Origin of the sequence: Serratia sp. Je.1.23.a, assembly GCF_051129805.1 — a bacterium.
GTDB classification, from domain to species: Bacteria; Pseudomonadota; Gammaproteobacteria; order Enterobacterales; family Enterobacteriaceae; genus Serratia; species Serratia liquefaciens.
On the sequence record NZ_JBCPSR010000004.1, the window covers coordinates 108,139 to 134,787 of the forward strand.

Sequence of the window (26,649 nt, forward strand, 5' to 3'; positions counted from 1 at the left end):
ATGAAGGGCGTTATGAGATCGATTAGCAATAAAAATGACGTCTGACCCGCCGGACAATCAATTAAGAGGTCATGATGAGTACTGAAATTAAAACTCAGGTCGTGGTACTTGGGGCGGGCCCGGCAGGTTACTCTGCTGCCTTTCGTTGCGCTGACTTAGGTCTTGAAACCGTTCTGGTTGAACGTTATTCCACGCTGGGCGGTGTTTGCCTGAACGTGGGATGTATCCCTTCCAAAGCACTGCTGCACGTAGCCAAAGTGATCGAAGAAGCCAAGGCGCTGGCCGAGCACGGCATCGTTTTCGGCGAGCCGAAAACTGACATCGACAAAGTGCGCGTCTGGAAAGAAAAAGTCATCAATCAGCTGACCGGCGGTCTGGCTGGCATGGCTAAAGGCCGTAAAGTGAAAGTGGTTAACGGCCTGGGCAAGTTCACCGGCGCTAACACCCTGGTTGTTGAAGGCGAAAATGGTCCAACCACCATCAACTTCGACAATGCCATCATCGCTGCAGGTTCTCGTCCGATCCAACTGCCATTCATTCCTCATGAAGATCCACGCGTGTGGGACTCTACCGATGCACTGGAACTGAAAACTGTCCCAGAGCGTCTGCTGGTTATGGGCGGCGGTATCATCGGCCTGGAAATGGGCACCGTATACCATGCGCTGGGTTCACAGATCGACGTTGTCGAAATGTTTGACCAAGTGATCCCGGCGGCTGACAAAGACGTGGTGAAAGTCTTCACCAAGCGTATCAGCAAGCAGTTCAACCTGATGCTGGAAACCAAAGTGACCGCGGTAGAAGCCAAAGAAGACGGTATCTATGTCACTATGGAAGGCAAAAAAGCGCCTGCAGAACCACAGCGTTATGACGCGGTGCTGGTGGCTATCGGCCGCGTGCCGAACGGTAAGCTGCTGGAAGCGGGTAAAGCCGGTGTGGAAGTTGACGAGCGTGGCTTCATCAACGTCGACAAACAGCTGCGTACCAACGTGCCGCACATCTTCGCTATCGGCGACATCGTCGGTCAACCGATGCTGGCGCACAAAGGCGTGCATGAAGGCCACGTTGCCGCTGAAGTTATTGCCGGCATGAAGCACTACTTCGACCCGAAAGTGATCCCATCGATCGCTTACACCGAGCCGGAAGTTGCCTGGGTGGGTCTGACCGAGAAAGAAGCGAAAGAAAAAGGCATCAGCTACGAAACTTCCACCTTCCCGTGGGCAGCTTCTGGCCGTGCTATCGCTTCCGACTGCGCAGACGGCATGACCAAACTGATTTTCGACAAAGAAACTCACCGTATCATCGGTGGCGCGATTGTCGGCACCAACGGTGGCGAGCTGTTGGGTGAAATCGGTCTGGCTATCGAGATGGGTTGCGACGCAGAAGACATCGCGCTGACTATCCATGCTCACCCAACCCTGCACGAATCCGTAGGCTTGGCGGCAGAGATCTTTGAAGGCAGCATCACCGATCTGCCTAACCCGAAAGCCAAGAAGAAGTAATTCTGCTGGTTTGAAAGGTGAATAAGCGGCTCCTGAAAAGGGGCCGTTTTTTTATGCGCGGCATCCAGGTAAAAGGCCGCTCGATGAGCGGCCAGTAGCTTACTTGTTCTGGAATATCACGTTCAACGTGAGGCTGTTGCCGTTAACCGACCAACCGCCTTTGCTCACGCCAAACGCCGATCCCAGTACAATGAGCAGGATAAACATGGAACTCCCTTTCATTGCGCGATCCTTGTGGAACCACGACCACCGCGACTTCACCGGAAAAATCCCGGCGGAACAAGCGCTTTGTGGCGCCTGTATCGCAGTTGTTGCAGCACTGTTCTCAAGCCCGATGACCGACTGCTAAACCGGCAGAACAGACCCGGCTAAATATTACGTTGAAATGAATTTTCAGACATTCTTTTTGTTGATTTTTTAATCATCGTTGCGCACAATGTCCCTGCTTTGTGGCGCTTGTATCGTTCTTAACGATGTAAGAAATCCGTGAGGTGCCTGCTAACACCGAACGGAACAACAGAACCGCCTTAATGGCGGTTTTTTTGTGCCTTCCGCTCTCAAATTTTACTATTCGCGACCAGTAGCCATTGTAAGTGAGTGGGTATTATGTTGTTCTCGTTAGGCTGATGTATGTTGGGAACGGAACCTCTCTGTAGCCCCGTCGGGCCTGTGTCGCAGCCGATTACACTGCGCTCAACGATTCAGCAAAGATTTAATGTTGCTTTTATGTGAACGAATTAACAACCAATTCAAATCCTGATATGCTGGCTGAGCGGAACCGGGCACTGTACTTACAGTCCAGGACATCGACAGCAGTGCCCCGTCAGGATCAATGGCATCAACACCGTGCGCTAAACCCGGTTTGAATAGAGAACGCCAGGCACAATAAATGACAATGAGAGCGAGGAGAATGTCGTGCTAGAAGAATACCGTAAGCACGTAGCCGAGCGTGCTGCAGAGGGCATCGTCCCTAAGCCGTTAGACGCCACCCAAATGGCAGCGCTGGTTGAATCATTAAAGAATCCGCCAAAAGGCGAAGAAGAATTCCTGTTAGACCTGCTGATTAACCGTGTGCCACCGGGCGTCGACGAAGCCGCCTATGTAAAAGCCGGTTTCTTGGCAGCCATCGCCAAAGGCGAAGCGACCTCCCCCCTGATTACCCCCGAGAAAGCCGTAGAGCTGTTAGGCACCATGCAAGGTGGCTATAACATTCATCCGCTGATCGACGCGCTGGATAACGAAAAATTGGCTGCGATTGCCGCCAAAGCGCTGTCCCATACGCTGCTGATGTTCGACAACTTCTACGACGTGGAAGAAAAAGCCAAAGCGGGTAACCCGCACGCCAAGCAGATTATGCAGTCCTGGGCCGATGCCGAGTGGTATCTGTCTCGTCCGCAACTGGCGGAAAAAATCACCGTTACCGTATTCAAAGTCACCGGTGAAACCAACACCGATGACCTGTCGCCGGCACCGGATGCCTGGTCACGCCCGGATATCCCACTGCACGCCCTGGCGATGCTGAAAAACGAACGTGAAGGCATAGTGCCGGATCAGCCGGGCAGCGTTGGGCCTATCAAGCAAATCGAACTGCTGAACAAGAAAGGTTTCCCGCTGGCTTACGTCGGTGACGTTGTCGGCACCGGTTCTTCTCGTAAATCCGCCACCAACTCGGTGCTGTGGTTTATGGGCGACGATATCCCTTACGTGCCTAACAAGCGCGGTGGTGGTGTAGTGCTGGGCGGTAAAATCGCGCCTATCTTCTTCAACACCATGGAAGATGCCGGTGCATTGCCGATTGAAGTGGACGTCAATGACCTGAACATGGGCGACGTGATCGACATTTACCCGTACAAGGGGGAAGTGCGCAACCACGAAACCGATGAGCTGATTGCCAACTTCGAACTGAAGACCGACGTACTGCTCGACGAAGTGCGTGCCGGTGGCCGTATTCCGCTGATCATCGGTCGTGGCCTGACTACCAAAGCGCGTGAAGCGCTGGGCCTGCCGCACAGCGACGTGTTCCGCATTGCCAAAGAAGTGGCTGTCAGCAGCAAAGGCTTCTCCCTGGCGCAGAAAATGGTTGGCCGCGCCTGTGGCGTTGCCGGCGTGCGCCCGGGCGAATACTGCGAGCCCAAGATGACCTCTGTCGGTTCACAGGACACTACCGGCCCGATGACCCGTGACGAGCTGAAAGATCTGGCTTGCCTGGGCTTCTCCGCCGATCTGGTGATGCAGTCGTTCTGTCACACCGCTGCGTACCCGAAACCGGTTGACGTGACGACCCACCACACGCTGCCGGACTTCATCATGAACCGTGGCGGCGTGTCGCTGCGTCCGGGTGATGGCGTTATTCACTCCTGGCTGAACCGTATGTTGCTGCCGGATACCGTAGGCACCGGCGGTGACTCCCACACCCGTTTCCCAATCGGTATCTCCTTCCCGGCGGGTTCCGGCCTGGTTGCCTTTGCCGCCGCTACCGGCGTGATGCCGCTGGATATGCCAGAGTCTGTCCTGGTGCGCTTCAAAGGCAAGATGCAGCCTGGCATTACTCTGCGTGACCTGGTACACGCTATCCCTTACTACGCCATCCAGCAGGGCCTGCTGACCGTAGAGAAGAAGGGCAAGAAGAACATCTTCTCCGGCCGCATTCTGGAGATCGAAGGCTTGCCGGATCTGAAAGTCGAGCAGGCATTCGAACTGACTGACGCTTCGGCCGAACGTTCCGCTGCCGGCTGTACCATCAAGCTGGATAAGGCACCGATTGAAGAGTATCTGAACTCTAACATCGTGCTGCTCAAGTGGATGATCTCCGAAGGCTACGGCGACCGTCGTACCCTGGAGCGTCGTATTCAGGGCATGCAAAAATGGTTGGCGGATCCGCAACTGCTGGAAGGCGATGCGGATGCAGAATACGCTGCGGTGATCGACATCGATCTGGCAGAGATCACTCAGCCAATCCTGTGTGCACCAAACGATCCGGATGACGCGCGTCTGCTGTCCGACGTGGCCAACAGCAAGATCGATGAAGTGTTTATCGGTTCCTGCATGACCAACATCGGCCACTTCCGCGCGGCCGGCAAGCTGCTGGATCAGCACAAAGGCCAGTTGCCGACCCGTCTATGGGTGGCTCCGCCAACCAAGATGGATGCGGCTCAGTTGACCGAAGAAGGCTACTACAGCGTATTCGGCAAGAGCGGTGCACGTATCGAGATCCCAGGTTGTTCACTGTGCATGGGTAACCAGGCGCGCGTGGCCGACGGTGCGACGGTGGTTTCCACCTCGACCCGTAACTTCCCGAATCGTCTGGGGACCGGTGCCAACGTGTATCTGGCTTCTGCAGAACTGGCGGCGGTGGCTTCGCTGCTGGGTCGTCTGCCAACGCCGGACGAGTACCAGACGTACATGGCACAGGTCGATAAGTCAGCGGCGGATACCTACCGTTATCTGAACTTTGACCAACTGGGTCAGTACACGGAAAAAGCCGACGGCGTGATCTTCCAAACCGCTGTTTAAGTCGCTATATTGCGCAACTGTTTAACGGGAGGCCTTGGCCTCCCGTTTTATTTTTCTCAGTTGCCAACTTTGCGAGCGCTCACTGAGTTAGTCATGAATTAATGTTTACACTAAGAGAAAGGGCTCAGGAGGGCGTGCTATGGATTACGAATTTCTGCGTGACGTTACCGGTCAGGTGGTGGTCAGATTTTCGATGGGGCATGAGGCGATTGGCCACTGGATCAACGAAGAACTCAAAGGCGACTTCAACCTGCTCGATCGCATCGAAGCCGGTGCGGCGCAAGTGAAGGGCAGCGAGCGTCAATGGCAGCTGGAAGGTCATGAATACACGTTGCTGATGGACGGGGAGGAAGTGATGATCCGCGCTAACCTGCTGGAGTTCGAGGGCGACGAGATGGAGGAGGGGATGAATTACTATGACGAAGAAAGCCTCTCATTCTGCGGCGTCGAAGACTTTTTGCAGGTATTGAAGGCCTACCGTTCTTTTATGCTGAAATACTGAACGTAAGGGCGCGGCGTGCCGCGCCCGATACAGATTACAGATGCGGAATATTGCGGCCGTAATAGATTTCCTGCATCTCTTTCCACAGCAGATCGGTAATCTCTTTACGCTCGGCTTCGCTCAGCGCGTCCGGTTTGGCGTTAAACAGGTAGTGCTTCAGATCGAAATCCTTCAGCAACATCTTGGTATGGAAGATGTTTTCCTGATAAACATTCACGTCCATCATGTGGTACAGCGCCTTCATATCATCAGACATAAAGTTCTGGATCGAGTTGATCTCATGATCGATGTAATGCTTCAAACCGTTTACGTCGCGGGTAAAACCGCGCACGCGGTAATCCATGGTGACGATGTCAGATTCCAACTGGTGGATCAGATAATTCAACGCTTTAAGCGGTGAAATCACGCCGCAGGTGGACACTTCGATATCGGCGCGGAAGGTGCAAAGACCGCCTTCCGGATGGCTCTCCGGATAGGTATGAACGCAGATGTGGCTCTTGTCCAGATGTGCGACTACCGTCTTTGACAGTGGGCCCGGGTGTTCTGAAGTATCGACATCGTCCGGGTCGACCGGCTCTTCGCTGACCAGAATGGTGACGCTGGCGCCCTGAGGCTCGTAGTCCTGACGTGCGATGTTGAGAATATTGGCGCCAATGATCGAGCAGGTCTCGCTGAGGATCTCGGTCAGGCGGTTGGCGTTGTATTGTTCGTCAATGTAGGCGATATAGCCAGCGCGGTCGTCCGCGGTTTTGGCGTAACAAATATCGTAAATACAAAAACTCAGGCTTTTGGTCAGGTTGTTGAAGCCGTGCAGTTTTAGCTTATGCAATTTGGTTCACCTCCTTTATCTTCTCGCTTAACGTGAAACGTTCAGTGCGTCGAGCAAATACTGCGGCAGTGCAAAGCTGCCCGCGTGAATTGCCGGGTTATAATAACGACAGTTTAAGCCGCTTTGATGAAAGCGATGTTGCAGCGTTGACAAGTCGAGCTGACGCAGTGCCGGGTTTTGGCTGGCCCAGGCGAAGGTCATAATGCCGCCGTAGTAAGTCGGGATCGCCGCCTGGTAGAAACTGACGTCCTTGAAGTATTGGCTCAGCTTGGTGTGGCTATTGACCGCTTCGTCTTGCTGCAGGAAGCACACGCCGTTCTGCGCAACAAAAATGCCGCCCTCGTTCAGGCAGCGTGCGCAGCCTTCGTAGAATGCCGAGGTGAACAGGCTTTCGCCGGGGCCGATAGGATCGGTGCAGTCGGAGATAATCACATCGAATTTTTCATCGGTCTGATTAACAAAGTTGACGCCGTCGTCGATCACCAGCTTAAAGCGTGGATCGTCGTAAGCACCGGCATTGTGATTAGGCAGGTATTGGCGGCAGAATTCCACCACGCCGGCGTCGATCTCGACCATGGTGATTTGTTCAACGCCCTGATGACGGCTGACTTCGCGCAGCATAGCACCGTCGCCACCGCCGATGATCAGGATTTTCTTCGCCTGGCCGTGAGCCAGCAGCGGTATGTGGGTCATCATCTCGTGATAGATGAACTCATCGCGCTCGGTGGTTTGCACCACGCCGTCGAGCGCCATAACGCGCCCCAGAACCGGGTTTTCAAAAATCACCAAATCCTGATGCTCGGTCTTCTCACGATACAGCACGTTCTCTACCGAGAAGTACTGGCCGAAGTTGGCATGCAGTGTTTCATACCAAATTTCTTTCTGGGTCATGTGCGGGAACTCCGTAATAACAGCCATGAAAAATTGGCGCAACATCATAGCTAACTCTGCCTGGTGATGCACGGCTGAATTTCAAACAGAGATAGCGGAAGGCGGGGGATTAGTTAGCGTAGGCCAGCAGGCTTAGCGAGTCGCGTGCCAGAGATTTGCATTTGTTCGGGGTAGGAATGGCGATACCACTGAGATCGCGATAGCTGTCTTCACCCAGAGCCTTCATATTAAAACTATTATAGTTGGTCAGATCCCAACGGTTTTGCTGCGCGAAATAAACGATGGCGCGTTTGATTTGCGCATTGGGCAAGTCGTTGTAGCCGCAATCGTTTTTCAAATAAATAAACACTGCCGTCAGATCGGCCAGATCTTCCGCTTCGGACTCATTCAGCGCCAGACTGGCGTTGGAGAACCCCAGCATGGTGAGCAACAGCACCAGTAAACTTGTTTTTTTCATCATGAAAATAGACCTGTTTGTTGTCTACAGACGTTATCACACTTGCCTGTAAAGGCACCAAATTTTATTACTCACAGGTAGCATAACCGGCAGCAAAGGCTTGACCTTCCGCTAAGGGGAGGGTTTAGGCTGACGTTTAGATGAGTTAGATCACTGAGAAAAGGGAGTCAGCGATGTTACGCCGTGATTTTATCAAACTGACCGCTGCGCTGGGCGCGGCAAGCGCTTTACCGTTGTGGAGCCGGGGCGCGTGGGCGGCTGAATTGCCGGCGTTACCGATCCCGCCACTGCTGATGCCGGACGCACAAGGGAACATTGCTCTGGCGCTGCAAACCGGTGAGGTGAACTGGCTGCCGGGCAAGGCGACCCAAACCTGGGGTTTTAATGGCGCGTTGCTGGGGCCGGCGGTGCGCCTCCAGCGTGGCAAATCGGTCACGGTGGATATCCGCAATGCGTTGCCGGAAGCCAGTACCGTTCACTGGCACGGTCTGGAAATCCCCGGTGACGTAGACGGTGGACCGCAGGCGCTGATTCAGCCAGGCGCAACGCGCAGGGTGCAGTTCACTATCGAGCAGCCTGCAGCTACCTGCTGGTTCCATCCGCACACCCACGGCAAGACCGGTCAGCAGGTGATGAAGGGCTTGGCCGGGCTGGTGCTGCTCGAAGATGACGAAAGCAGTAAGCTGCCGCTGCCGAAAACCTGGGGGCAGGATGATATTCCGGTGATCCTGCAGGACAAGCGGCTGGGCAAGGACGCGCAGATTGAATACCAACTGGACGTGATGAGTGCTGCCGTTGGTTGGTTCGGCGACCGTATGTTCACCAACGGTGCTCAGTATCCCCGCCACGTGGCCCCTCGCGGCTGGCTGCGTCTGCGTTTCCTCAATGGCTGTAATGCACGCTCGCTGAATCTGGCCGCCAGCGATAACCGTCCACTCTATGTGATTGCCAGCGACGGCGGTTTTTTGGCCGAGCCGGTCAAATTAACCGAATTGCCGATGCTGATGGGCGAACGTTTCGAAGTGCTGGTGGATGCCTCTGACGGCAAAGCTTTCGATATCGTCACGCTGCCGGTCAAACAGATGGGCATGACGCTGGCACCGTTCGACCAGCCGCTGCCGGTATTGCATATCCAGCCTTCGCTGGCGCAGGGCATCAAGACGATGCCGGACAGCCTGGTGAAACTGCCAGCGCTGCCTGCGGTGACCGGCATTCAGGAGCGTTGGCTGCAGCTGATGATGAACCCGCAGTTGGATAAGCTGGGTATGCAGGCGCTGATGGATCGCTATGGCCATCAGTCCATGGCCGGCATGAGTATGGATCACGGTGGCATGGGCAAAGGCGACAGCGGTGATATGTCCGGTATGCAAGGGATGGATCACGGCAGCATGAAGGGTATGGATCACGGCAGTATGAAGGGCATGGACCACGGCAATATGAAAGGCATGGATCACGGCGCGAAGCCGTTCGATTTCAGCCATGGCAATATGATCAACGGTAAGGCCTTCGACATGACCAAGCCGATGTTTGAAGTCAAACGCGGCAAGTACGAAAAGTGGACCCTTTCCGGCGAAGGCGACATGATGCTGCACCCGTTCCATATTCACGGCACCCAATTCCGCATCCTGTCGGAAAACGGTAAACCGCCGGCGGCCCATCGCAGCGGCTGGAAAGATACGGTGCGCGTAGAGGGTTGGCGTAGTGAAGTGTTGGTGCGCTTCGATCACCTGGCCAATAGCGATCACGCCTATATGGCTCACTGTCATCTGCTGGAACACGAAGATACCGGCATGATGATGGGCTTTACGGTAGCTGACTGATCTCCTTGTTGTCTTTCAAGTGGCGGCGCACTCGCGTCGCCACCGGCTTCAGGCTATGCTAAACTCTGCGCCCTTCTTCCGGCAACTGACCTGAAAACTATGAAACACACTGTAGACGTAATGATTTCCGAGCAGGAAGTTAAGACCCGTATTGCCGAACTTGGCCGCCAGATCACCGAACATTACCGCGACAGCGGCAGTGATATGGTGCTGGTCGGGCTGCTGCGCGGCTCCTTCATGTTCATGGCTGACCTGTGTCGCACCATCGAAGTGCCGCATGAGGTCGACTTTATGACCGCTTCCAGCTACGGCAGCGGCATGTCCACGACTCGCGACGTGAAAATCCTTAAGGATTTGGATGAAGATATCCGCGGCAAAGACGTGCTGATCGTGGAAGACATCATCGACTCCGGCAATACGCTGAACAAAGTGCGTGAAATTCTGGCGCTGCGTGGGCCGAAATCCTTGGCGATTTGCACCCTGTTGGACAAGCCTGAACGCCGTGAAGTGGAAGTGCCGGTTGAGTACGTCGGTTTCTCAATCCCGGACGAATTCGTGGTGGGTTACGGCATTGACTACGCTCAGCGCTACCGCCATTTGCCGTACGTCGGCAAAGTGGTATTGCTGGACGAGTAAACTGCTGTGGGCGCGGCATGCCGCGCCCTATGAGCTTTAGATGCCTTTATCCTGTTGCAGCGTGGCCATGGCTTTGCGATAGCCCATTTCCAGGCTTTCGCGGCTGGTCGCAGCCACTTCCAAATCGCGCAGGCGGCCGTCCTGGATCCCGTACACCCAACCGTGAATCATCACTTTCTGGCCGCGTTTCCATGCTGATTGCATGATGGTGGAATGGCCCAGGTTGTAGACCTGCTCAATAACGTTGATTTCACACAGCACGTCGAGACGTTGTTCCGGTTCCAGTTCACCCAGCAGTGAGCTGTGTTTGTACCACAGGTCGCGAATGTGCAGCAGCCAGTTATTGATCAGCCCCAGTTCCGGGTTCTCGACCGCCGCTTCCACGCCGCCGCAGCCCAGGTGACCGCAGATAATAATATGCTCGACTTCCAACACGTCGACGGCGTATTGCACCACCGACAGGCAGTTTAAATCGGTATGGATCACCAGGTTCGCCACGTTACGGTGAACAAACAGCTCACCCGGCTCCAATCCGGTCAGTCTTTCCGCCGGTACGCGGCTATCAGAACAACCTATCCATAAAAAACGGGGCTTTTGCGCCTGTGCTAAGCGTTCAAAAAAGTTTGGGTCTTCCTTGCTGATGTTAGCTGACCAGGTGTGGTTATTGGCGATAAGCTTTTCGATCTCTTTCATGGCGGTTATAGGCCTGTAACGAACAGATTGCGTTGGGGTAATATAGGACAAGCGTCACAATTTGGATATCGGAACAGTGGCGCCGGGCGATATTCGGCCACTTTTTATTCAATATGGCGGGATGGAACCTGAATATACCGCACGGATTTGCCTCAGTGAAAACGCTGCTGATGATAAGATCATCTTCATTACAAAAACGCAGCAGCATACTCATCGTCACAAGGTACTTTTTAACTTATGAATTATGCACTGGAATTAGCGCAGTTAACCAAGACTTACGCCGGTGGCGTCAAGGCGTTGCGCGGGATCGATCTCAATGTCGAAGCGGGGGATTTCTATGCCCTGCTGGGGCCGAACGGCGCCGGAAAATCCACGACCATCGGCATCATCAGTTCGTTGGTTAACAAAACCTCCGGCAGCGTACGGGTGTTCGGCTACGACATCGACAAAGACATCGTTAACGCCAAGCGTCAGCTCGGGCTGGTACCGCAGGAGTTCAACTTTAACCCGTTCGAAACCGTGATGCAGATTGTGGTCAATCAGGCGGGCTACTATGGCGTGACCCGCCGCGAGGCCTTGGCTCGTGCGGAAAAATACCTGACTCAGCTGGATTTGTGGGGCAAGCGCGAAGAACGCGCTCGCATGTTGTCCGGCGGCATGAAGCGCCGCTTGATGATCGCCCGGGCCTTGATGCATCAGCCAAAACTGCTGATCCTCGATGAACCGACTGCCGGGGTGGATATCGAGCTGCGTCGCTCGATGTGGGGCTTCCTGAAAGAGCTTAACGCCCAGGGCACCACCATTATTCTCACCACTCACTATCTGGAAGAAGCAGAAATGCTGTGCCGCAATATCGGCATTATCCAGAACGGTGATCTGGTGGAGAACACCTCGATGAAAGGCCTGCTGGCCAAGCTGAAGTCCGAAACCTTTATCCTCGATCTGGCGGCGAAAAGCCCGCTGCCGAAGCTGGATGGCTACCGTCATCGCCTGACGGACACCTCGACGCTGGAGGTGGAAGTGATGCGCGAGCAGGGCCTGAACGGCCTGTTTACCCAGCTCAGCGCACAGGGCGTCCAGGTCCTGAGCATGCGTAACAAGGCCAACCGGCTGGAAGAGCTGTTTGTCACCCTGGTTAACGGTAATGGAGAAAAAGCATGACGCGTTTGTATTGGGTGGCTTTGCAGAGCATTTGGGCTAAAGAGATCAACCGATTTGCCCGTATCTGGATCCAGACCCTGGTGCCGCCGGTGATCACCATGACGCTGTATTTCATCATCTTCGGCAACCTGATTGGTTCACGTATCGGCGAAATGCACGGTTTCGATTACATGCAGTTTATCGTTCCCGGCCTGATCATGATGGCGGTGATCACCAACTCGTACGCCAACGTGGCCTCGTCGTTCTTCAGCGCCAAATTCCAGCGCAATATCGAAGAACTGCTGGTGGCTCCTGTGCCGACGCACGTGGTGATTGCCGGTTACGTCGGCGGCGGTGTGGCGCGGGGTATCTGCGTCGGCGTGTTGGTGACCGTGATCTCGCTGTTCTTTGTGCCGCTGCAGGTGCATGCCTGGTGGGTGATTGTGGTCACGCTGCTACTGACGGCGATCTTGTTCTCGTTGGCGGGCCTGATCAACGCGGTGTTTGCCACCACCTTTGACGATATCAGCCTGATCCCCACCTTCGTGCTGACGCCGTTGACCTACCTGGGCGGGGTATTCTACTCGCTGACGCTGCTGCCGCCGTTCTGGCAAGCGGTGTCCAAGCTGAACCCGATCGTCTACATGATCAGCGGTTTCCGCTACGGTTTCCTGGGTATCAGCGATGTACCGTTGGCGTTCACCATGGCAGTGTTGGTGGCGTTTATCGCGGTGTTCTATCTGCTGGTCTGGTTCCTGATCGAGCGCGGCCGCGGTTTGCGCACCTAATAGTATGGCGTCCCCGGGCAGACGTACGGGGACGCGTTTATCAATCTGCGGCAAGCATCCCGTAAATCAATAAAATTGCTCGAATAACCCCTTTCTCCCCGCTGTTCAAATCGTGCTATGCTGACGCTCCACATTTTCTCCATTTTGTTATATACCCTATGAATTTCAAGTTGCAGCCAGGCGGCCAGCTCACTCATCCTCAGGTAAATCATGAGATGATCGAGTGCAGGTAACAACGCTGCGGTCTGAAATACGACGGGTATTACGTACTCGTAAGTAGAATATAACCATGCGGTCTACACACAAGATAGCGGCTGGAGTACTCGGCATCCTGTTGTCGTTTGCTTCCCCGGCCGGCCTGGCAAGTTTGTTGTCGGAAGACAGCGCCGTTAAATCCGAATATATGGAAGCGCAGCGCGACAGCGAGGTTTATTCGCTGATTGGCGAACACGTTATTCCGGTTGGCGAAGTGAAGCAGGGGCAACTGATTCAGGTGTTCCCGGCGGATGCGGAGTATTACGAGTTCAAATTCGGTCACGGCACCGGGTTTATCGATAAAGACGATGTGCGCGATCTTAAAAAATCGCGCAAGGTGAAGGACGATCTTGGCGAACTGAATAAGCCGCTGACCAACCAGAACCTGATCACTCAAAAGGCGATCAACGTCTATACCGATGCGGATAACACTAGTGATGTGTTTGGCGTGCTGGAAGAGAATCTGCGCTACCCGATTATCGGCAAGCTGAAGGATCGGCTCAACAATACCTGGTATGAGATCAACATTGGCGATCGTCTGGGTTATGTCAGTGAGCTGGACTGCGAGATCGACACCGGTATTCCGGTGCTGACCTACCATCACCTGCTGAAAAACGAAGAGAACAAGCGTTTCCGCCATACCTCGACCACCACTTCCGACGTGGCGTTCAGCAATCAGATGACCTACCTGAAGCAGGCGGGCTACGACACGATTTCCCTGTATCAGTTGGAAGCCTATCTGAACAACCAGATCAACCTGCCCGGCAAGGCCGTGGTGCTGACGTTTGATGACGGGCTGAAATCGGTCTACCGTTACGCTTACCCGGTATTGAAGAATTACGGCTTCCGCGCCACGGCGTTTATTATTTCCTCACGCATCAAGCGCCACCCGCAAAAGTGGAATCCTGATTCGCTGCAGTTTATGAGCATTTCCGAACTGAAGCAGATCCAGGACGTGTTCGACGTGCAGTCGCATACGCATTTCCTGCATCGTACCGACGGCAATCGTCAGCCGATCCTGCTGAGCCGTTCGCTGCACAACATAGAATTCGATTTTGAGCACTCGCGCCGCGCGCTGTCGCAGTTTAATCCGCATGTGCTGTATGTGTCATACCCGTTTGGCGGCTATAACCAACGGGCGATACAGGCGGCGAAGGATGCCGGTTTCCATATGGCGGTGACCACGGTGCAGGGCAAAGTGAAGCCGGGGGACAACCCCTATACGCTGAAGCGGTTGTACATTCTGCGCACCGACTCGATTCAGACCATGGCGGACAGAATCGCCAACAAGCCGGGAACGCTGGTGGTGCAGTAATCAGGAAGAAACGGGCGCCGACGGCGCCCGTTGTGACTTTTAGGCGACCTGAACCGGCACGGCTTTCGCCTTGCGCTGCAGGTTATTGTCGCCTTCGAAGTAGGCCACTTTCGGATGGTGTTGACGGGCATCGGCATCGCTCATCTGCACGTAAGAACAGATGATCAGCTTGTCGCCGACGCAGGCGCAACGCGCTGCCGCCCCGTTGACCGAAATAATGCGCGAGCCGCGTTCGGCGGCGATGGCATAGGTTGAGAAACGCTGACCGTTATCAACGTTATAAATATCGATAGCTTCATATTCCAGAATGCCTGCGGCCTCCAGGAAGTCCTGATCGATGGCGCAGGAGCCTTCATAGTGCAAGTCGGCCTGAGTCACTTTCACCCGATGCAGCTTGCCTTGCAGCATAGTACGTATCATAACTTTACCTAACTGAGTATCCGCCTTCACAGGCGATTGAGGTTGAACATCCATCCGGCGTTTATCGTCACCGATAAGTCCCTCCATGTCTACTTTCAGAGGGGCTGTTACAGTGACGACTGCACAAAAAGTAGCTTACAGCGTCAGATCAACCTGCTGGTTGTCAATCAAGCGCGCCTTGCCCAGCCAGGCGGCCATCAGCACCACTGCACGTTGGCTTTCCACGCCCAGCGGTTGCAGGCTGTCGGCGTCACGGATAAACAGTTCGTCCGGTGTGAAACCAGCGCTGCGCAACTGAGAGGCGGTGTGTTCCAGCAACTCATCGACATGCCGTTCGCCGTTGCTGAGCTGTTCTGCCAGCGCATTCATGATTTTGCTGAGTTGAGGGGCGATTTTACGCTCTTCGGCAGTCAGGTAGCCGTTGCGTGAACTGAGCGCCAGGCCATCCTTAGCGCGTACGGTAGGCACGCCGACGATGTCGATGTCGTAACCCATGTCCGCCACCATTTTGCGGATCAACGCCAGTTGCTGATAATCCTTCTCGCCAAAACAGGCCAGATCCGGCTGCACCAGGTTGAACAGCTTGCTGACAATGGTCGCGACGCCGCGGAAGTGGCCCGGACGGCTGGCCCCTTCCAATATGGAGGATAGGCCAGGTACGTCGACATAGGTTTGTTGCTCCAGCCCCTGAGGGTAGATATCGGCCGGCGCGGGTGCGAACACCAATTCTACGCCGCGACGGGTCAGCTTCTCGCTGTCCTCTTGCAGGGTGCGCGGGTAGCGCGCCAAATCGTCAGGGCGTTCGAACTGCATTGGGTTGACAAAAATACTGACCACCACGACATCGGCACGTGCACGTGCTTCATCGACCAGCGTCATATGGCCTTCGTGCAGGTTGCCCATGGTCGGCACCAGCGCGATGCGTTTACCCTCTTGACGCCAGCGGCGGATCTGCTGACGCAACAGAGGCAGGGTTTCGATAATTACCATTCCATAACTCCTTGATAGGCTATTTTGCTTGCCTGTTTGCGATTGGGCAGTGCTCGTTCTCCTCACGTACTAGGTGTACGCTCCGGGAACTGCGCGCTGGCCGCACTCAACCAGGCAGCGCCAATCACGCCTATTTAAACCATGCCGTTAATTAAATGAGTGCTCTTCAGCGGGGTAAATTCCTTGCTCCACGTCCTGAATATAGTGTTGCACCGCCGAGCGGATATCGCCGCTTTGCGCCAGGAAGTTTTTAGCGAATTTAGGCGTGTGGCCGCCGGTGATGCCGAACGCGTCGTGCATCACCAGGATTTGGCCATCGGTGGCGTTGCCGGCACCGATGCCAATCACCGGGATGGTCAGTTCTTCGGTGATCTTACGCGCCAATTCGGTTGGCACGCATTCCAGCACCAGTAGCTGCATGCCGGCCAGCTCCAGATTTTTGGCATCTTCCAGCAGTTGCTTGGCGGCAAGCTCATCACGGCCTTGCACTTTGTAGCCGCCAAACACGTTAACGGATTGCGGTGTCAGGCCAAGGTGGCCGCACACCGGCACGGCACGTTCGGTCAGCATTTTCACCGTTTCGCACAGCCAGCTGCCGCCTTCCAGCTTCACCATGTTAGCGCCGGCCTGCATCAGCTCGGCGGCATTGGCACAGGCCGATTGTGGCGTGGCGTAACTCATAAAAGGCATATCGGCCAGCAACAGACAGGCTGGGGCGCCGCGGCGGACGGCGCGAGTATGATAGGCAACGTCGGCGACGGTGACCGGCAGCGTGGAGTCGTGGCCCTGCAGCGTCATCCCCAGCGAGTCGCCTACCAGCAACACTTTAACGCCTTGCTCTTCAAACAGTTTGGCAAAGCTGGCATCGTAGGCGGTGAGGGAAGCAAACTTGCGTTGTTCCTGCTTCCACTGGCGCAAATGGGTCACGGTGGTGGGTTTCATCACTACGTCTCCTGAATAGGGCCGAGCGGTATGCGCAGGGCCCTGGCTGCAAAAAAGTGCTGTCATTCTACTGTAACCCTAACGGGGTGGGTAGCGCAGATCATCATGCTTAAGAGCTTCTTAAGAACCTTGTGGTGTAATGGGTGGCAATGGCTAAAAAAGGACGCACATGCGAATTTTGCTGATAGAAGATGACAAGTTAATTGGCGACGGCATCAAGGCCGGTTTGACCAAGCTTGGCTTTAATCTGGACTGGTTTACCGATGGTCTGGTGGGGAAAAACGCGCTGGAAAGCGCGCCTTACGACGCGGTTATTCTCGATCTCAGTCTGCCGGGTCTCGACGGTTTGGATCTGCTGCGACAGTGGCGGCAGGCTGGCCACGACGTGCCGGTGCTGATCCTCACCGCGCGTGATGCGTTGGAGCAGCGGGTCAGCGGCCTGCAGAGCGGCGCTGACGATTACCTGTGCAAACCTTTTGCCCTGGCGGAAGTTGCGGCTCGCCTGCAGGCGTTGATCCGTCGTCGCCACGGCCAACTGATGCCGCAGCTGGTGCATGGCAATGTGGTATTTGACGCCGCCACCCGCAGCGTGAGCTGCAACGGTGAACCGGTCACGCTGACACCGCGCGAGCTGGCGGTGCTGGAACTGTTTTTGCACAACAAGGGGCGGGTGCTGGCGCGGCCGCTGATCCAGGAAAAATTGTACAACTGGGACGATGAGGTCAGCAGCAACGCGGTAGAAGTGCATATTCACCACCTGCGACGCAAGTTGGGCAATAGTTTTATCCGCACCATTCACGGCGTGGGTTATACCCTGGGGGATGTGCCGTGAAACATCTTAGTCTGCGGTTGCGGCTGATCCTGATCTTCAGCCTGCTGGCATTATTGACCTGGTGCTCCGCCAGTTTGGTGGCGTGGATGATGACGCGCAACAACATCAACGAAGTGTTCGATACCCAACAGATGTTGTTCGCCAAACGCCTGGCGACCGCCAATCTGGGGGATCTTTTGGCCGACGAAAATGCACGCAGCCTGCCGAAAACCAAGAAGCTGGTGCATCACGGTAAACGCGGCGAGCAGGACGACGACGCGCTGGCGTTCGCCATTTTCGACCATAACGGCAAGATGTTGCTCAATGATGGCGAGAACGGGGCGGATTTCCTGTTTGATGGCGAGCGAGAAGGCTTTACCGATGGTGAACGCAAAGGCGATGACGACAGTTGGCGGCTGCTGTGGCTGACCAGCCCGGACGGGCGTTATCGCATCGTCGTGGGGCAGGAGTGGGACTATCGACGCGATATGGCGTTGGGCATGGTGACCGGGCAACTGGTGCCCTGGCTGGTGACGCTGCCGATCCTGATGCTGCTGATTGCCTTGATGGTCGGGCGAGAACTGAAGCCATTGCGCACGGTCGCCGCTGGACTGCGCAAGCGCGCTCCGGATGACGCCACACCGCTGGACGCGCGCCAGGTACCTACCGAAGTGCGCCCATTGGTGGATGCGCTTAACGCGCTGTTTGCCCGCATTAATGCGCTATTGGTGCGTGAGCGGCGCTTTACCTCCGATGCGGCCCATGAGCTGCGCAGCCCGCTGGCGGCGCTGCGGGTGCAGACGGAAGTGGTGCAACTGGCGGGTGATGACGAACAGATGCGCGAGCATGCGCTGGAAAACCTGACGGTGAGTATCGATCGCGCGACCCGGCTGGTGGATCAGCTGCTGACGCTTTCGCGGCTGGATTCACTGTCTGATCTGGCCGAACTGGAAGCGGTCGACTGGGGGCAACTGGTGCCGATGACCCTGGCCGAACAGGATCGTCATGCCCATGCTGCAGGTGTCACGCTGCGCTATGAACAGCAGGGCACACCCCCGCCGTTACAGGGACAAACGCTGCTGCTGTCGCTGCTGGTGCGCAATCTGGTGGATAACGCAGTGCGTTACACGCCGGTAGGCGGCACCGTTACGGTGAAGCTGACAGAGCGGGTGCTAAGGGTCGAAGACGATGGTCCGGGCGTGACGGAGGAACACCTGACAAGGCTGGGGGAACGTTTTTATCGCCCACCAGGGCAGGAACAAACCGGCAGCGGGCTGGGATTATCCATAGTGCAGCGTATCGCCAGTTTGCACGGTCTGCGCATCAGTTTTGCCAATCGGCCGGAAGGGGGATTTGTCGCGCAGGTGGTGCTGTAAGGGCGCCGTATATGAACTGCGCCCGACGCTGACGTTTACTTGGGTTTATGCCACAGTTCCATGCCGTTTTCCGGCACGCGCTTCAGGCAACTGGTCAGCGACTCGCCGTCCGGGAAAATCAGGTCAGGGGCGATTTCCGCCAGCGGGTAGAGCATGAACTCGCGTTCTTTCAGGCCGTAATGCGGCACCGTCAGGCGATCGGTATGAATAACCTGATCGCCGTACAGCATGATGTCTAAATCGAGGGTGCGTGGGCCCCAGCGCTCATCTTTGCGCACGCGGCCCTGATTGCGTTCTATCGCCTGGGTATGATCCAGCAGCTGTTCCGCGGGCAGCAAGGTATCCAGCGCCACCACCGCATTGAGAAAGTCCGGCTGGTTTTGCGGCCCCAGCGGCTTGGTGCGGTAAAACGAAGAACAAAGGATTAACCGGGTGCGCGGGAGATGCTCCAGCGCTTCCAGTGCGGCCTTGACCTGTTGCAACGGGTGCGCCAGGTTACTGCCCAGCGCGATATAAACGCGGATCATTATTCCCCTTCTTTACGCGGCGTCCGACGGCGAGGGCGGCGTTGACGCGTGCGGCGCGGCGCCGGATCGTCACCCAAGGTACTTAACATGTTCTTTTGGCGCGCCGGGGTAGCTTCCTGGAACTCGCCCCACCATTCGGTCAGACGCAACATCTCCTGGTTTTCTTCCACTTCGGCACGCAGCGCCAGCAGATCGTAAGCGGCGCGGAATTTCGGGTGTTCCATCAGCTTGTGCGCGCGCTTGCCCTGGCGGCGAGACAGACGGAGCTGCAACTGCCAGATATCGCGAACCAGCGTGGTAATGCGTTTCGGGATCGCCAATGAACGGCATTGCTCGTCCAGCACGTCATTCATGGCCAGTGCGAAGGCGTCGTAGTACGCCAGACCGCTTTCCTGCGCCAGTTTCTGCGCATGTTCCAGCAGCGGATACCAAAGCATAGCAGCAAACAGGAATGCCGGATTGACGCGCATGTCGTTTTGCAGACGGTAGTCGGTGTTCTTCAGCACCTGAACCAGAATACGCTCCATTGGCGTGTCATGGGTCGGGGTGAAGTGACGTGCGATCTGCGGGAACAACGGCTGGAACAGCTGGTATTCACACAGCTTCAGATAGGTTGGGTAACCGTAGCCTGCCTGCAGCAGTTTCAGCGACTCTTCAAACAGGCGCGCCGGTGGGATCTCATGCAGCAGCGAGGCCAGACGCGGGATCGGCTCGGCGGTTTCGTCACTGATGGTCATGTCCAGCTTGGCGGCAAAGCGCACCGCACGCAGCATGCGCACCGGGTCTTCGCGGTAGCGGGTTTCCGGATCGCCGATCAGACGAATCACGCCCTGCTTCAGGTCGCGCAGGCCGTCGACGTAATCACGCAGGGTGAAGTCCGCCACGCCGTAATACAGGCTGTTGATGGTGAAGTCGCGACGCTGAGCATCTTCTTCGATCGAACCGAAGATGTTGTCGCGCAGCAGCATGCCGTTTTGGGCCTGCTGGGAAGAGTTTTTGTCAGAATCCGGCGTTTGCTGTTCGTGGTGGCCACGGAAGGTGGCAACCTCGATGATTTCCGGCCCGAACATCACGTGCGCCAAACGGAAACGGCGGCCCACCAGGCGGCAGTTACGGAACAGCTTGCGCACTTGCTCCGGCGTGGCGTTGGTGGTGATGTCGAAATCTTTCGGTTTTTTGCCCAGCAGCAGGTCACGTACACCGCCGCCGACCAGATAAGCTTCGAAGCCGGATTTATTCAGGCGGTACAGCACCTTCAGCGCGTTCTCACTGATGTCTTTACGTGAGATGGAATGCTGATCGCGGGGGATAACGGTCATTGGGCCGGTTCCCTCTGCGGCAGGAAAAGGTGGGCGTTTACGCGGTGCCTGCCGGCGGGCAGGAGTATCTCTGCCGCGATCGGCGGAACGTTGCTGCGGCGCAGACGGCTTCGCAGCCACCGCGCTTTCTTCGCGGACTACGTTTGTATCGCTGACCGGCGCATCGTCACGCGGCAGCTTGTCATCGCGGGTTAGCACCTTACGGCAGAAATTGGCTACTCGGGTAAAAATGGTACACCTCGATAGTGTCTGAAAAAAATGGCGCTAACAAAAAATAGCGGCTAATCATAGCTCACCATGGCTCTTTTGAGAATGCTGATGTGTTTTCGTCCAGGGGAATAGCCTCCTGACGCGGCACATCATCCAGCTTCCAGTGTGCGATCGCCCAGCTCAATAATAACGGCAGGTCAAGATCTTGCCAGCTTTCCGGCAGCGGTTGGCGCAGAAACTTCAGTGCGGCAACCAGCACCGGGCGCGGATCGCCTGTGGGCAGCGCGGGCGCATGGTTTTGCTTCGACAATTTGATGCCGTTGGCACCCAGCGCCAACGGCAGATGAACATAGGCGGGCACCGGCGCCTGTAACTGACGGTACAACGCAATCTGACGCACGGTAGGTTCGATCAGATCGGCGCCGCGCACGATTTCGGTCACGCCCTGAAAATTGTCATCAACCACCACCGCCAGGTTATATGCGAACAGCCCATCGCGTCGACGGATAATAAAGTCTTCCCGCGCCAACGCCGGATCGGCCTGCAATTCACCCTGCAGGCGATCGTGAAAGGCATAAACCGGGCTGGATTGGCGCAAACGGATGGCGGCGCCCTGCGGGCCGAGATTCAAAGCACGGCAATGACCATCATAAAGACCGCCAATCTGCTGGATACGACTGCGGGTGCAGTTGCAGAAATAGCTCAGTCCCTGCTGATGCAGGTGTTCCAGAGTGGCGCGGTAAGCTTCGTGACGTTGGGATTGATAGATGACCTGGCCGTCCCAGTGGAGACCATAGTGTTCCAGAGCGGATAAGATACGATCGGCCGCACCGGCGACTTCGCGCGGGGGATCGATATCTTCAATGCGAACCAGCCATTGCCCGTGTTGGGCACGAGCCTGGAGGTAGCTTCCCAGAGCGGCAATCAGCGAACCGAAATGCAGATCCCCGGAAGGCGATGGGGCAAAGCGCCCCACATAATGTCTTTCTTGCATATCAGAGGGGAAACTTTCCCTTTTCTCTGTGCGGCGCACACTGACGCGCACGCCGCAGCGATAACAACTGTATTAGCCGGCCATCTGCTTTTCGCGGATTTCGGCCAGAGTCTTGCAGTCGATGCACAAATCGGCAGTCGGACGCGCTTCGAGGCGACGAATGCCAATCTCCACGCCGCAGGATTCGCAGTAGCCGAAATCTTCGTCTTCTACTTTTCGCAGCGTTTTCTCGATCTTTTTGATCAGTTTGCGTTCGCGATCGCGGTTACGCAGTTCAAGGCTGAATTCTTCTTCCTGAGTGGCACGGTCGGCCGGGTCAGGGAAGTTTGCTGCCTCATCCTGCATATGCGATACAGTACGGTCCACTTCATCCCTGAGCTGGTTGCGCCATGCTTCAAGAATGCGCTTGAAATGCGACAACTGGGCGTCGTTCATGTACTCTTCGCCCGGCTTCTCTTGGTACGGCTCCACCCCAGCGATGGCGAGAATGCTCAAGGACGAGGTTTTACGGGTTTGCCCTTCTTGCATGTTGCTTCTCCTACATACACACGCACTATCGAATCCCCAATGCGGGGGAAAAACAGGCCGCTATAAATACCAGATGGGGAGTAGGTTGGCAATTATTCCTGTCGCCTGCTTGACAATGGTGTGAAGGAAGGCGTATTTGGCGATGCGATAACCGGTAGTCGGATTATTTGTACCCGGTCAGCGCTAATCGATAAAAAACGGTAACTTATCGCAGAGAGATATACCGTCAGGTGATAATTTAGCCCCATAACAAACCACTTCTACGCCCAACTGCTGAACCTGTGCCAACAGTGCCGCATAACGCTCATCTATATGATGTGCCGGTGCGACCTGCTCAATACCGCTATGTAACACAGCAAAGAACAATACCGCCCGTTGCCCGCTTTCAACCACGCTTTGCAACTCACGCAAGTGTTTCTGTCCTCTGAGCGTTACCGCATCAGGAAAGTAACCACGTTGTTGTTGCAGTAATGTGACTGACTTAACTTCAATATAGCAGTTGGCTCGATTTTCTGCCTGTAATAACAAATCGATACGGCTATTTTCACTGCCATATTTTACTTCGCTGCTGATTTTACTGTAACCGGATAATTCATTGATTAGATTCTGTTCGATTGCCTCGCGTACCAGCCCATTGGCACGCAGGGTATTTACGCAGATCCAATCCCCCTGTTGGGTATGCGTCAGTTCCCAGCTGTGGGCGTATTTGCGTTTGGCATTATCCGAGGTGGAGTACCAAACAGTGTCGCCGGGAGTCGCACAGCCGGTCATAGCCCCGGTATTGGCGCAGTGCAGCGTGAAGGTTTCCCCTTCTGGCGTGACGACGTCCGCCAGAAAGCGTTTGTAACGTTTAATCAGCGTGGCATGGCGCAGGGGGGGCGTAAAAATCATGGGGTGTCCTGAGGGGCTAAGGGCCATTGTTCAAGCATCTGATAACGCGTGCGGCCGTTTTCAAAAACTGACTGGTATAAGGCGAATTCGTTGACGCTGAAGTGCCAGCCCGGCGTTGCGGGCGGTATGGCGACCGGCTGGGTCGCGGAGCGCAGCAGGGTGATATGCGGATGAAACGGCATTGGGCTTTGGTAGCAGCCGCTACGCGCCGCCTGCGAGCGCAGCAATTCCGCCAGTTGCAACAGCCCACGTGGTGCGCGCCGGGTGCCAAGCCAAACGACGCCGGGACGCGGCCAGTGACCGAGATCATCGAGCACCATGCTGAAACCGGGCTGACTGATGCGACCGGCCAGTTTTTTCAACGCCGTTTCTTTCTGCGCCGTGACGTCGCCGAGAAAGGCCAGCGTCAGGTGCAAATTGGCGGCCGCGACCGGCCGACCGGCTTCCGGCGTAAAGGCATCGGCACGCCAGCGGATCACCTGCTGCTGCAGCGCATCAGGCAAGGTCAGGGCGAAAAACAGGCGGCGCGAACTGGACATAGATACCCGGCAAGTAAATGAAACGCAGAGTCTAATGCTACAATGTGCGCCGTCTAATGTTAACCACTACGGAGAGTTCTGTGTCTTCACTGCCCGTCAGCGCGGTTCTTGATGAATTGCTCACTGCGCTGCAATCCGCTCCGCAGGTTCTGCTGCATGCGCCGACCGGTGCCGGTAAATCGACCTGGCTGCCATTGCAGATCCTGGCTAAAGCCGGATTGCCTGGCCGCATTATCATGCTCGAACCCCGGCGGTTGGCGGCGAAGAACGTGGCGTACCGGTTGGCGCAGCAGTTAGGGGAGGAACCCGGTCAGACCGTGGGCTACCGCATGCGCGCCGAAAGCAAAAGCGGGCCGGAGACCCAGCTGCTGGTGGTGACCGAAGGCATTCTCACCCGCATGCTGCAGCAGGATGCCGAGCTGCAGGGCGTTTCGCTGGTGATCCTCGACGAATTCCACGAGCGCAGCCTGCAGGCCGATTTGGCGTTGGCGCTATTGCTGGACGTACAACAAGGGCTGCGCGACGATCTGAAACTGCTGATCATGTCGGCGACGCTGGATAATGCCCGTTTGGCGCAGCTGTTGCCACAGGCACCGGCGGTGGTGTCTGCCGGGCGCAGCTTCCCGGTAGAGCGCCAGTATCAGCCCCTGGCCAGCCACCAACGGCTGGAGGACGGCGTGGCGACGGCGGTGAAGCGCCTGCTGTCTGAGCAAATGGGGTCGCTGCTGCTGTTCCTGCCCGGCGTGGCAGAAATCAACCGGGTGCTGGAGCGGTTGAACGGTGAAGTGGCGGCCGATACCGAGCTGTGCCCACTGTACGGCGCTTTACCGCTGGCGCAGCAGCAGAAGGCGATTCAACCGGCGCCGACCGGGCACCGCAAAGTGGTGCTGGCGACCAATATTGCCGAAACCAGTCTGACCATCGAAGGCATTCGGTTGGTGGTGGACAGTGGCTTGGAACGCGTTGCGCGTTATGACGTGCGCAATGGTCTGACGCGGCTGGTGACTCAACGTATCAGCCAGGCGTCGATGATCCAGCGCGCAGGCCGTGCCGGGCGTCTGGAACCGGGCATCTGCTGGCATCTGTTTGCCAAAGAACAGGCTGAACGGGCGGCAGAGCACGCCGAGCCGGAAATCCTGCAAAGCGATCTCGCTGGTTTTTGGCTGGAACTGCTGCAATGGGGTTGCCATGACGTCGGGCAACTGACCTGGCTCGACCGTCCGCCGGAAACGGCGCTGGCCGCCGCAAAAAGGCTATTGCAGCAGCTTGGCGCCACCGATGACGCCGATAAGCTCACGGCGCGTGGCCGACAAATGGCTGTTCTGGGCTGTGAGCCGCGTTTGGCGGCGATGCTGACCCACGGCGCAGAACTGGGGGCAGATGGGTTGGCGACGGCAGCTGCTTTGGCTGCGTTGCTGGAGGAACCCCCACGCGGCGGGCAGATGGATATCGGCTACTGGCTGAGTCGTCCGCAGCCAAATTGGCAGCGCCGCGCTACACAGCTAGCTCGCCGTCTGCAGGTGAAAGCGGGGCGGATTGATGTCGAACTGGCACCGCGGCTGCTGGCATTGGCGTTTACCGATCGCATTGCCCAACGACGGGGGCAGGATGGCCGCTATCTGCTGGCCAACGGCATGGGCGCGGCGATGAATCAGGATGAAGCATTGTCACGTGCCCCCTGGCTTATCGTGCCAAGCCTGCTACAGGGGCACAACAGCCCCGATGCGCGTATCCTGCTCGCGTTGCCGGTGGAAATTGATGCACTGGCGGCGCAGTTGCCGGCGATGGTTTCCCAGCAAACGGCGGTGGAATGGGATGAAGAAAAGGGCACTTTACGTGCCTGGAAACGCCAGCAAATTGGTCGTCTGACGCTGCGTGCTCAACCGTTGGCCAAGCCGGCGGACGAAGAGCTGCAGCAGGCATTGATTAACTGGGTTCGCGCTCAGGGCATAGCGGTACTCAACTGGGATACCGCCGCCGAACAGCTGCGGCTGCGCTTGCAGTGCGCGCAAAACTGGTTGCCGGAGGCCGCCTGGCCGCCGGTCGACGATGAGTCGCTGTTGGCCTCGCTGGAGCAGTGGTTATTGCCGTCGCTCGGTGGCGTGCGGGACATGCGCGGATTAAAACAGGTGAATATCGCCGAGGCTTTGGCGCGGTTGCTGAACTGGCAGCAAAAACAGCGGCTGGATAATGCGCTACCCACTCATTACACTGTGCCGACCGGCAGCCGCTTGCCCATCCGTTATGATGCCGGAAAACCTCCGGCGCTGGCGGTGCGTTTACAGGAAGTGTTCGGTGAACAGCGCAGCCCGATGTTGGCCGAAGGTCGCATCCCGGTGGTGCTTGAGTTACTCTCACCGGCGCACCGGCCGTTGCAAATTACCGGCGATCTGGCGGCGTTCTGGCAGGGGGCTTACCGGGAAGTGCAAAAAGAGATGAAAGGGCGCTACCCGAAACACGTGTGGCCGGACGATCCGGCGAATACCGCCCCGACGCGGCGCACGAAAAAATATCAGTAGCCTCGTCATATTTGACGCCGCATCTGTGTTGGCTGTGTTCACTTACCCGAATCACTTACTAGAGTAAGCTCATCGGGATAAGCTCTCTCATCGCGTTGCTCGGCAGAGCCTCGCCCCGTTGGGGCCAGCGCAAGCGCTGTTCAACAAAACCGTTGGTTTTATTGTGATGCAACGCCAATTATTTAGAAGAAGAATTCAGATGTTTCTTCTGTTCAGCGGTCTGGCGCCGCGACAGATTAAGCGAC

25 protein-coding genes are annotated in these 26,649 nt (G+C 56.4%); 12 read left to right on the top strand and 13 right to left on the bottom strand.

The genetic code is table 11. The features are described 5' to 3' along the window. Positions 1–74 precede the first annotated feature (74 nt). The 4 genes from lpdA (at position 75) to yacL (ending at position 5,514) form a co-directional block, all read left to right on the top strand. Positions 75–1,499, top strand: a complete 1,425-nt coding sequence (gene lpdA, locus AAZT04_RS16085) for a dihydrolipoyl dehydrogenase (protein WP_020828582.1) — start codon at positions 75–77, stop codon at positions 1,497–1,499. 205 nt (positions 1,500–1,704) lie between these two features. Beyond that, on the top strand, positions 1,705–1,848 hold the full coding sequence (locus AAZT04_RS16090) for a hypothetical protein (RefSeq protein ID WP_153263149.1): 144 nt from the start codon (positions 1,705–1,707) through the stop codon (positions 1,846–1,848). A 566-nt stretch (positions 1,849–2,414) separates the two neighbouring features. Continuing rightward, positions 2,415–5,012, top strand: a complete 2,598-nt coding sequence (acnB, locus tag AAZT04_RS16095) for a bifunctional aconitate hydratase 2/2-methylisocitrate dehydratase (protein ID WP_020828580.1) — start codon at positions 2,415–2,417, stop codon at positions 5,010–5,012. A gap of 139 nt (positions 5,013–5,151) precedes the next feature. Next, the gene (yacL, locus tag AAZT04_RS16100; RefSeq protein ID WP_020828579.1) at positions 5,152–5,514 is read left to right on the top strand and encodes a protein YacL; all 363 of its coding nucleotides are present in this window, start codon (positions 5,152–5,154) and stop codon (positions 5,512–5,514) included. A 34-nt stretch (positions 5,515–5,548) separates the two neighbouring features. On the opposite strand, the gene speD is transcribed toward yacL, so the two are convergent. From speD to AAZT04_RS16115, 3 genes are all read right to left on the bottom strand, one after another. After that, positions 5,549–6,343, bottom strand: coding sequence for an adenosylmethionine decarboxylase (speD, locus tag AAZT04_RS16105; RefSeq protein WP_020828578.1), 795 nt, complete (start codon positions 6,341–6,343; stop codon positions 5,549–5,551). Between the two features lie 27 nt (positions 6,344–6,370). Then, complete coding sequence (speE, locus tag AAZT04_RS16110; protein ID WP_048760065.1) at positions 6,371–7,234, bottom strand: polyamine aminopropyltransferase; 864 nt, start codon at positions 7,232–7,234, stop codon at positions 6,371–6,373. Positions 7,235–7,343: 109 nt separating this feature from the next. Then, entirely contained in the window at positions 7,344–7,691 is a 348-nt protein-coding gene (locus AAZT04_RS16115; RefSeq protein WP_041415681.1) for a YacC family pilotin-like protein, read from the bottom strand. Between the two features lie 173 nt (positions 7,692–7,864). Between AAZT04_RS16115 and cueO the strand changes: the two genes are divergently transcribed. Together cueO and hpt are read left to right on the top strand one after the other, a co-directional pair. Continuing rightward, entirely contained in the window at positions 7,865–9,511 is a 1,647-nt protein-coding gene (gene cueO / locus AAZT04_RS16120) for a multicopper oxidase CueO (protein ID WP_434680943.1), read from the top strand. Between the two features lie 99 nt (positions 9,512–9,610). Further along, positions 9,611–10,147, top strand: a complete 537-nt coding sequence (hpt, locus tag AAZT04_RS16125) for a hypoxanthine phosphoribosyltransferase (RefSeq protein ID WP_071827054.1) — start codon at positions 9,611–9,613, stop codon at positions 10,145–10,147. A 36-nt stretch (positions 10,148–10,183) separates the two neighbouring features. On the opposite strand, the gene can is transcribed toward hpt, so the two are convergent. Then, on the bottom strand, positions 10,184–10,840 hold the full coding sequence (gene can, locus AAZT04_RS16130; protein WP_012146699.1) for a carbonate dehydratase: 657 nt from the start codon (positions 10,838–10,840) through the stop codon (positions 10,184–10,186). 237 nt (positions 10,841–11,077) lie between these two features. Here can and AAZT04_RS16135 point away from each other — a divergent pair, with 237 nt between their 5' ends. From AAZT04_RS16135 to AAZT04_RS16145, 3 genes are all read left to right on the top strand, one after another. Continuing rightward, positions 11,078–12,001: an ABC transporter ATP-binding protein gene (locus AAZT04_RS16135; RefSeq protein WP_020828573.1), complete on the top strand. Its 924-nt coding sequence runs from the start codon at positions 11,078–11,080 to the stop codon at positions 11,999–12,001. Then, positions 11,998–12,768: an ABC transporter permease gene (locus AAZT04_RS16140; protein ID WP_020828572.1), complete on the top strand. Its 771-nt coding sequence runs from the start codon at positions 11,998–12,000 to the stop codon at positions 12,766–12,768. The genes AAZT04_RS16135 and AAZT04_RS16140 overlap by 4 nt, the downstream gene beginning before the upstream one ends. Positions 12,769–13,057: 289 nt before the next feature. Next, positions 13,058–14,338, top strand: a complete 1,281-nt coding sequence (locus tag AAZT04_RS16145; RefSeq protein ID WP_046372656.1) for a polysaccharide deacetylase family protein — start codon at positions 13,058–13,060, stop codon at positions 14,336–14,338. A gap of 39 nt (positions 14,339–14,377) precedes the next feature. On the opposite strand, the gene panD is transcribed toward AAZT04_RS16145, so the two are convergent. The 3 genes from panD to panB all read right to left on the bottom strand — a co-directional run bounded on the left by panD (position 14,378) and on the right by panB (position 16,690). Next, positions 14,378–14,758: an aspartate 1-decarboxylase gene (panD, locus tag AAZT04_RS16150; RefSeq protein WP_037416822.1), complete on the bottom strand. Its 381-nt coding sequence runs from the start codon at positions 14,756–14,758 to the stop codon at positions 14,378–14,380. Positions 14,759–14,893: 135 nt separating this feature from the next. After that, complete coding sequence (panC, locus tag AAZT04_RS16155; protein WP_020828569.1) at positions 14,894–15,748, bottom strand: pantoate--beta-alanine ligase; 855 nt, start codon at positions 15,746–15,748, stop codon at positions 14,894–14,896. A gap of 147 nt (positions 15,749–15,895) precedes the next feature. Further along, positions 15,896–16,690: a 3-methyl-2-oxobutanoate hydroxymethyltransferase gene (gene panB / locus AAZT04_RS16160; RefSeq protein WP_020828568.1), complete on the bottom strand. Its 795-nt coding sequence runs from the start codon at positions 16,688–16,690 to the stop codon at positions 15,896–15,898. Positions 16,691–16,859: 169 nt separating this feature from the next. Here panB and qseB point away from each other — a divergent pair, with 169 nt between their 5' ends. Together qseB and qseC are read left to right on the top strand one after the other, a co-directional pair. Continuing rightward, positions 16,860–17,522: a quorum sensing response regulator transcription factor QseB gene (gene qseB / locus AAZT04_RS16165; RefSeq protein ID WP_020828567.1), complete on the top strand. Its 663-nt coding sequence runs from the start codon at positions 16,860–16,862 to the stop codon at positions 17,520–17,522. Next, on the top strand, positions 17,519–18,877 hold the full coding sequence (gene qseC / locus AAZT04_RS16170; RefSeq protein WP_262259186.1) for a quorum sensing histidine kinase QseC: 1,359 nt from the start codon (positions 17,519–17,521) through the stop codon (positions 18,875–18,877). Before qseB ends, qseC begins: the two co-directional genes overlap by 4 nt. A 35-nt stretch (positions 18,878–18,912) precedes the next feature. On the opposite strand, the gene folK is transcribed toward qseC, so the two are convergent. The 6 genes from folK to thpR form a co-directional block, all read right to left on the bottom strand. Then, positions 18,913–19,404, bottom strand: coding sequence for a 2-amino-4-hydroxy-6-hydroxymethyldihydropteridine diphosphokinase (gene folK / locus AAZT04_RS16175; RefSeq protein ID WP_046372659.1), 492 nt, complete (start codon positions 19,402–19,404; stop codon positions 18,913–18,915). Continuing rightward, positions 19,404–20,954, bottom strand: a complete 1,551-nt coding sequence (gene pcnB / locus AAZT04_RS16180) for a polynucleotide adenylyltransferase PcnB (protein ID WP_071844533.1) — start codon at positions 20,952–20,954, stop codon at positions 19,404–19,406. Before pcnB ends, folK begins: the two co-directional genes overlap by 1 nt. Before the next feature lie 61 nt (positions 20,955–21,015). Further along, entirely contained in the window at positions 21,016–21,927 is a 912-nt protein-coding gene (gluQRS, locus tag AAZT04_RS16185) for a tRNA glutamyl-Q(34) synthetase GluQRS (protein WP_129941503.1), read from the bottom strand. Positions 21,928–21,999: 72 nt separating this feature from the next. After that, positions 22,000–22,455, bottom strand: a complete 456-nt coding sequence (gene dksA, locus AAZT04_RS16190) for an RNA polymerase-binding protein DksA (RefSeq protein WP_020828563.1) — start codon at positions 22,453–22,455, stop codon at positions 22,000–22,002. A gap of 183 nt (positions 22,456–22,638) precedes the next feature. After that, positions 22,639–23,346: a DNA/RNA nuclease SfsA gene (gene sfsA, locus AAZT04_RS16195; RefSeq protein WP_048760032.1), complete on the bottom strand. Its 708-nt coding sequence runs from the start codon at positions 23,344–23,346 to the stop codon at positions 22,639–22,641. After that, positions 23,343–23,885: an RNA 2',3'-cyclic phosphodiesterase gene (thpR, locus tag AAZT04_RS16200; RefSeq protein WP_129941504.1), complete on the bottom strand. Its 543-nt coding sequence runs from the start codon at positions 23,883–23,885 to the stop codon at positions 23,343–23,345. The genes sfsA and thpR overlap by 4 nt, the downstream gene beginning before the upstream one ends. Positions 23,886–23,941: 56 nt before the next feature. Here thpR and hrpB point away from each other — a divergent pair, with 56 nt between their 5' ends. Then, entirely contained in the window at positions 23,942–26,404 is a 2,463-nt protein-coding gene (gene hrpB / locus AAZT04_RS16205) for an ATP-dependent helicase HrpB (protein ID WP_434680953.1), read from the top strand. Positions 26,405–26,649: the final 245 nt, after the last annotated feature.

What these genes read in the sequence shown, in the direction of transcription:
- hrpB (WP_434680953.1), top strand. Translation starts at nt 23,942, where the DNA reads ATGTTAACCACTACGGAGAGTTCTGTGTCTTCACTGCCCGTCAGCGCG.
- panC (WP_020828569.1), bottom strand. Translation starts at nt 15,748, where the DNA reads ATGGTAATTATCGAAACCCTGCCTCTGTTGCGTCAGCAGATCCGCCGC.
- dksA (WP_020828563.1), bottom strand. Translation starts at nt 22,455, where the DNA reads ATGCAAGAAGGGCAAACCCGTAAAACCTCGTCCTTGAGCATTCTCGCC.
- folK (WP_046372659.1), bottom strand. Translation starts at nt 19,404, where the DNA reads ATGATCCGCGTTTATATCGCGCTGGGCAGTAACCTGGCGCACCCGTTG.
- panB (WP_020828568.1), bottom strand. Translation starts at nt 16,690, where the DNA reads ATGAAACCCACCACCGTGACCCATTTGCGCCAGTGGAAGCAGGAACAA.
- cueO (WP_434680943.1), top strand. Translation starts at nt 7,865, where the DNA reads ATGTTACGCCGTGATTTTATCAAACTGACCGCTGCGCTGGGCGCGGCA.
- sfsA (WP_048760032.1), bottom strand. Translation starts at nt 23,346, where the DNA reads ATGATTTTTACGCCCCCCCTGCGCCATGCCACGCTGATTAAACGTTAC.
- AAZT04_RS16135 (WP_020828573.1), top strand. Translation starts at nt 11,078, where the DNA reads ATGAATTATGCACTGGAATTAGCGCAGTTAACCAAGACTTACGCCGGT.
- lpdA (WP_020828582.1), top strand. Translation starts at nt 75, where the DNA reads ATGAGTACTGAAATTAAAACTCAGGTCGTGGTACTTGGGGCGGGCCCG.
- speE (WP_048760065.1), bottom strand. Translation starts at nt 7,234, where the DNA reads ATGACCCAGAAAGAAATTTGGTATGAAACACTGCATGCCAACTTCGGC.
- AAZT04_RS16145 (WP_046372656.1), top strand. Translation starts at nt 13,058, where the DNA reads ATGCGGTCTACACACAAGATAGCGGCTGGAGTACTCGGCATCCTGTTG.
- gluQRS (WP_129941503.1), bottom strand. Translation starts at nt 21,927, where the DNA reads ATGCAAGAAAGACATTATGTGGGGCGCTTTGCCCCATCGCCTTCCGGG.
- yacL (WP_020828579.1), top strand. Translation starts at nt 5,152, where the DNA reads ATGGATTACGAATTTCTGCGTGACGTTACCGGTCAGGTGGTGGTCAGA.
- qseB (WP_020828567.1), top strand. Translation starts at nt 16,860, where the DNA reads ATGCGAATTTTGCTGATAGAAGATGACAAGTTAATTGGCGACGGCATC.
- AAZT04_RS16090 (WP_153263149.1), top strand. Translation starts at nt 1,705, where the DNA reads ATGGAACTCCCTTTCATTGCGCGATCCTTGTGGAACCACGACCACCGC.
- AAZT04_RS16115 (WP_041415681.1), bottom strand. Translation starts at nt 7,691, where the DNA reads ATGAAAAAAACAAGTTTACTGGTGCTGTTGCTCACCATGCTGGGGTTC.
- AAZT04_RS16140 (WP_020828572.1), top strand. Translation starts at nt 11,998, where the DNA reads ATGACGCGTTTGTATTGGGTGGCTTTGCAGAGCATTTGGGCTAAAGAG.
- hpt (WP_071827054.1), top strand. Translation starts at nt 9,611, where the DNA reads ATGAAACACACTGTAGACGTAATGATTTCCGAGCAGGAAGTTAAGACC.
- thpR (WP_129941504.1), bottom strand. Translation starts at nt 23,885, where the DNA reads ATGTCCAGTTCGCGCCGCCTGTTTTTCGCCCTGACCTTGCCTGATGCG.
- can (WP_012146699.1), bottom strand. Translation starts at nt 10,840, where the DNA reads ATGAAAGAGATCGAAAAGCTTATCGCCAATAACCACACCTGGTCAGCT.
- panD (WP_037416822.1), bottom strand. Translation starts at nt 14,758, where the DNA reads ATGATACGTACTATGCTGCAAGGCAAGCTGCATCGGGTGAAAGTGACT.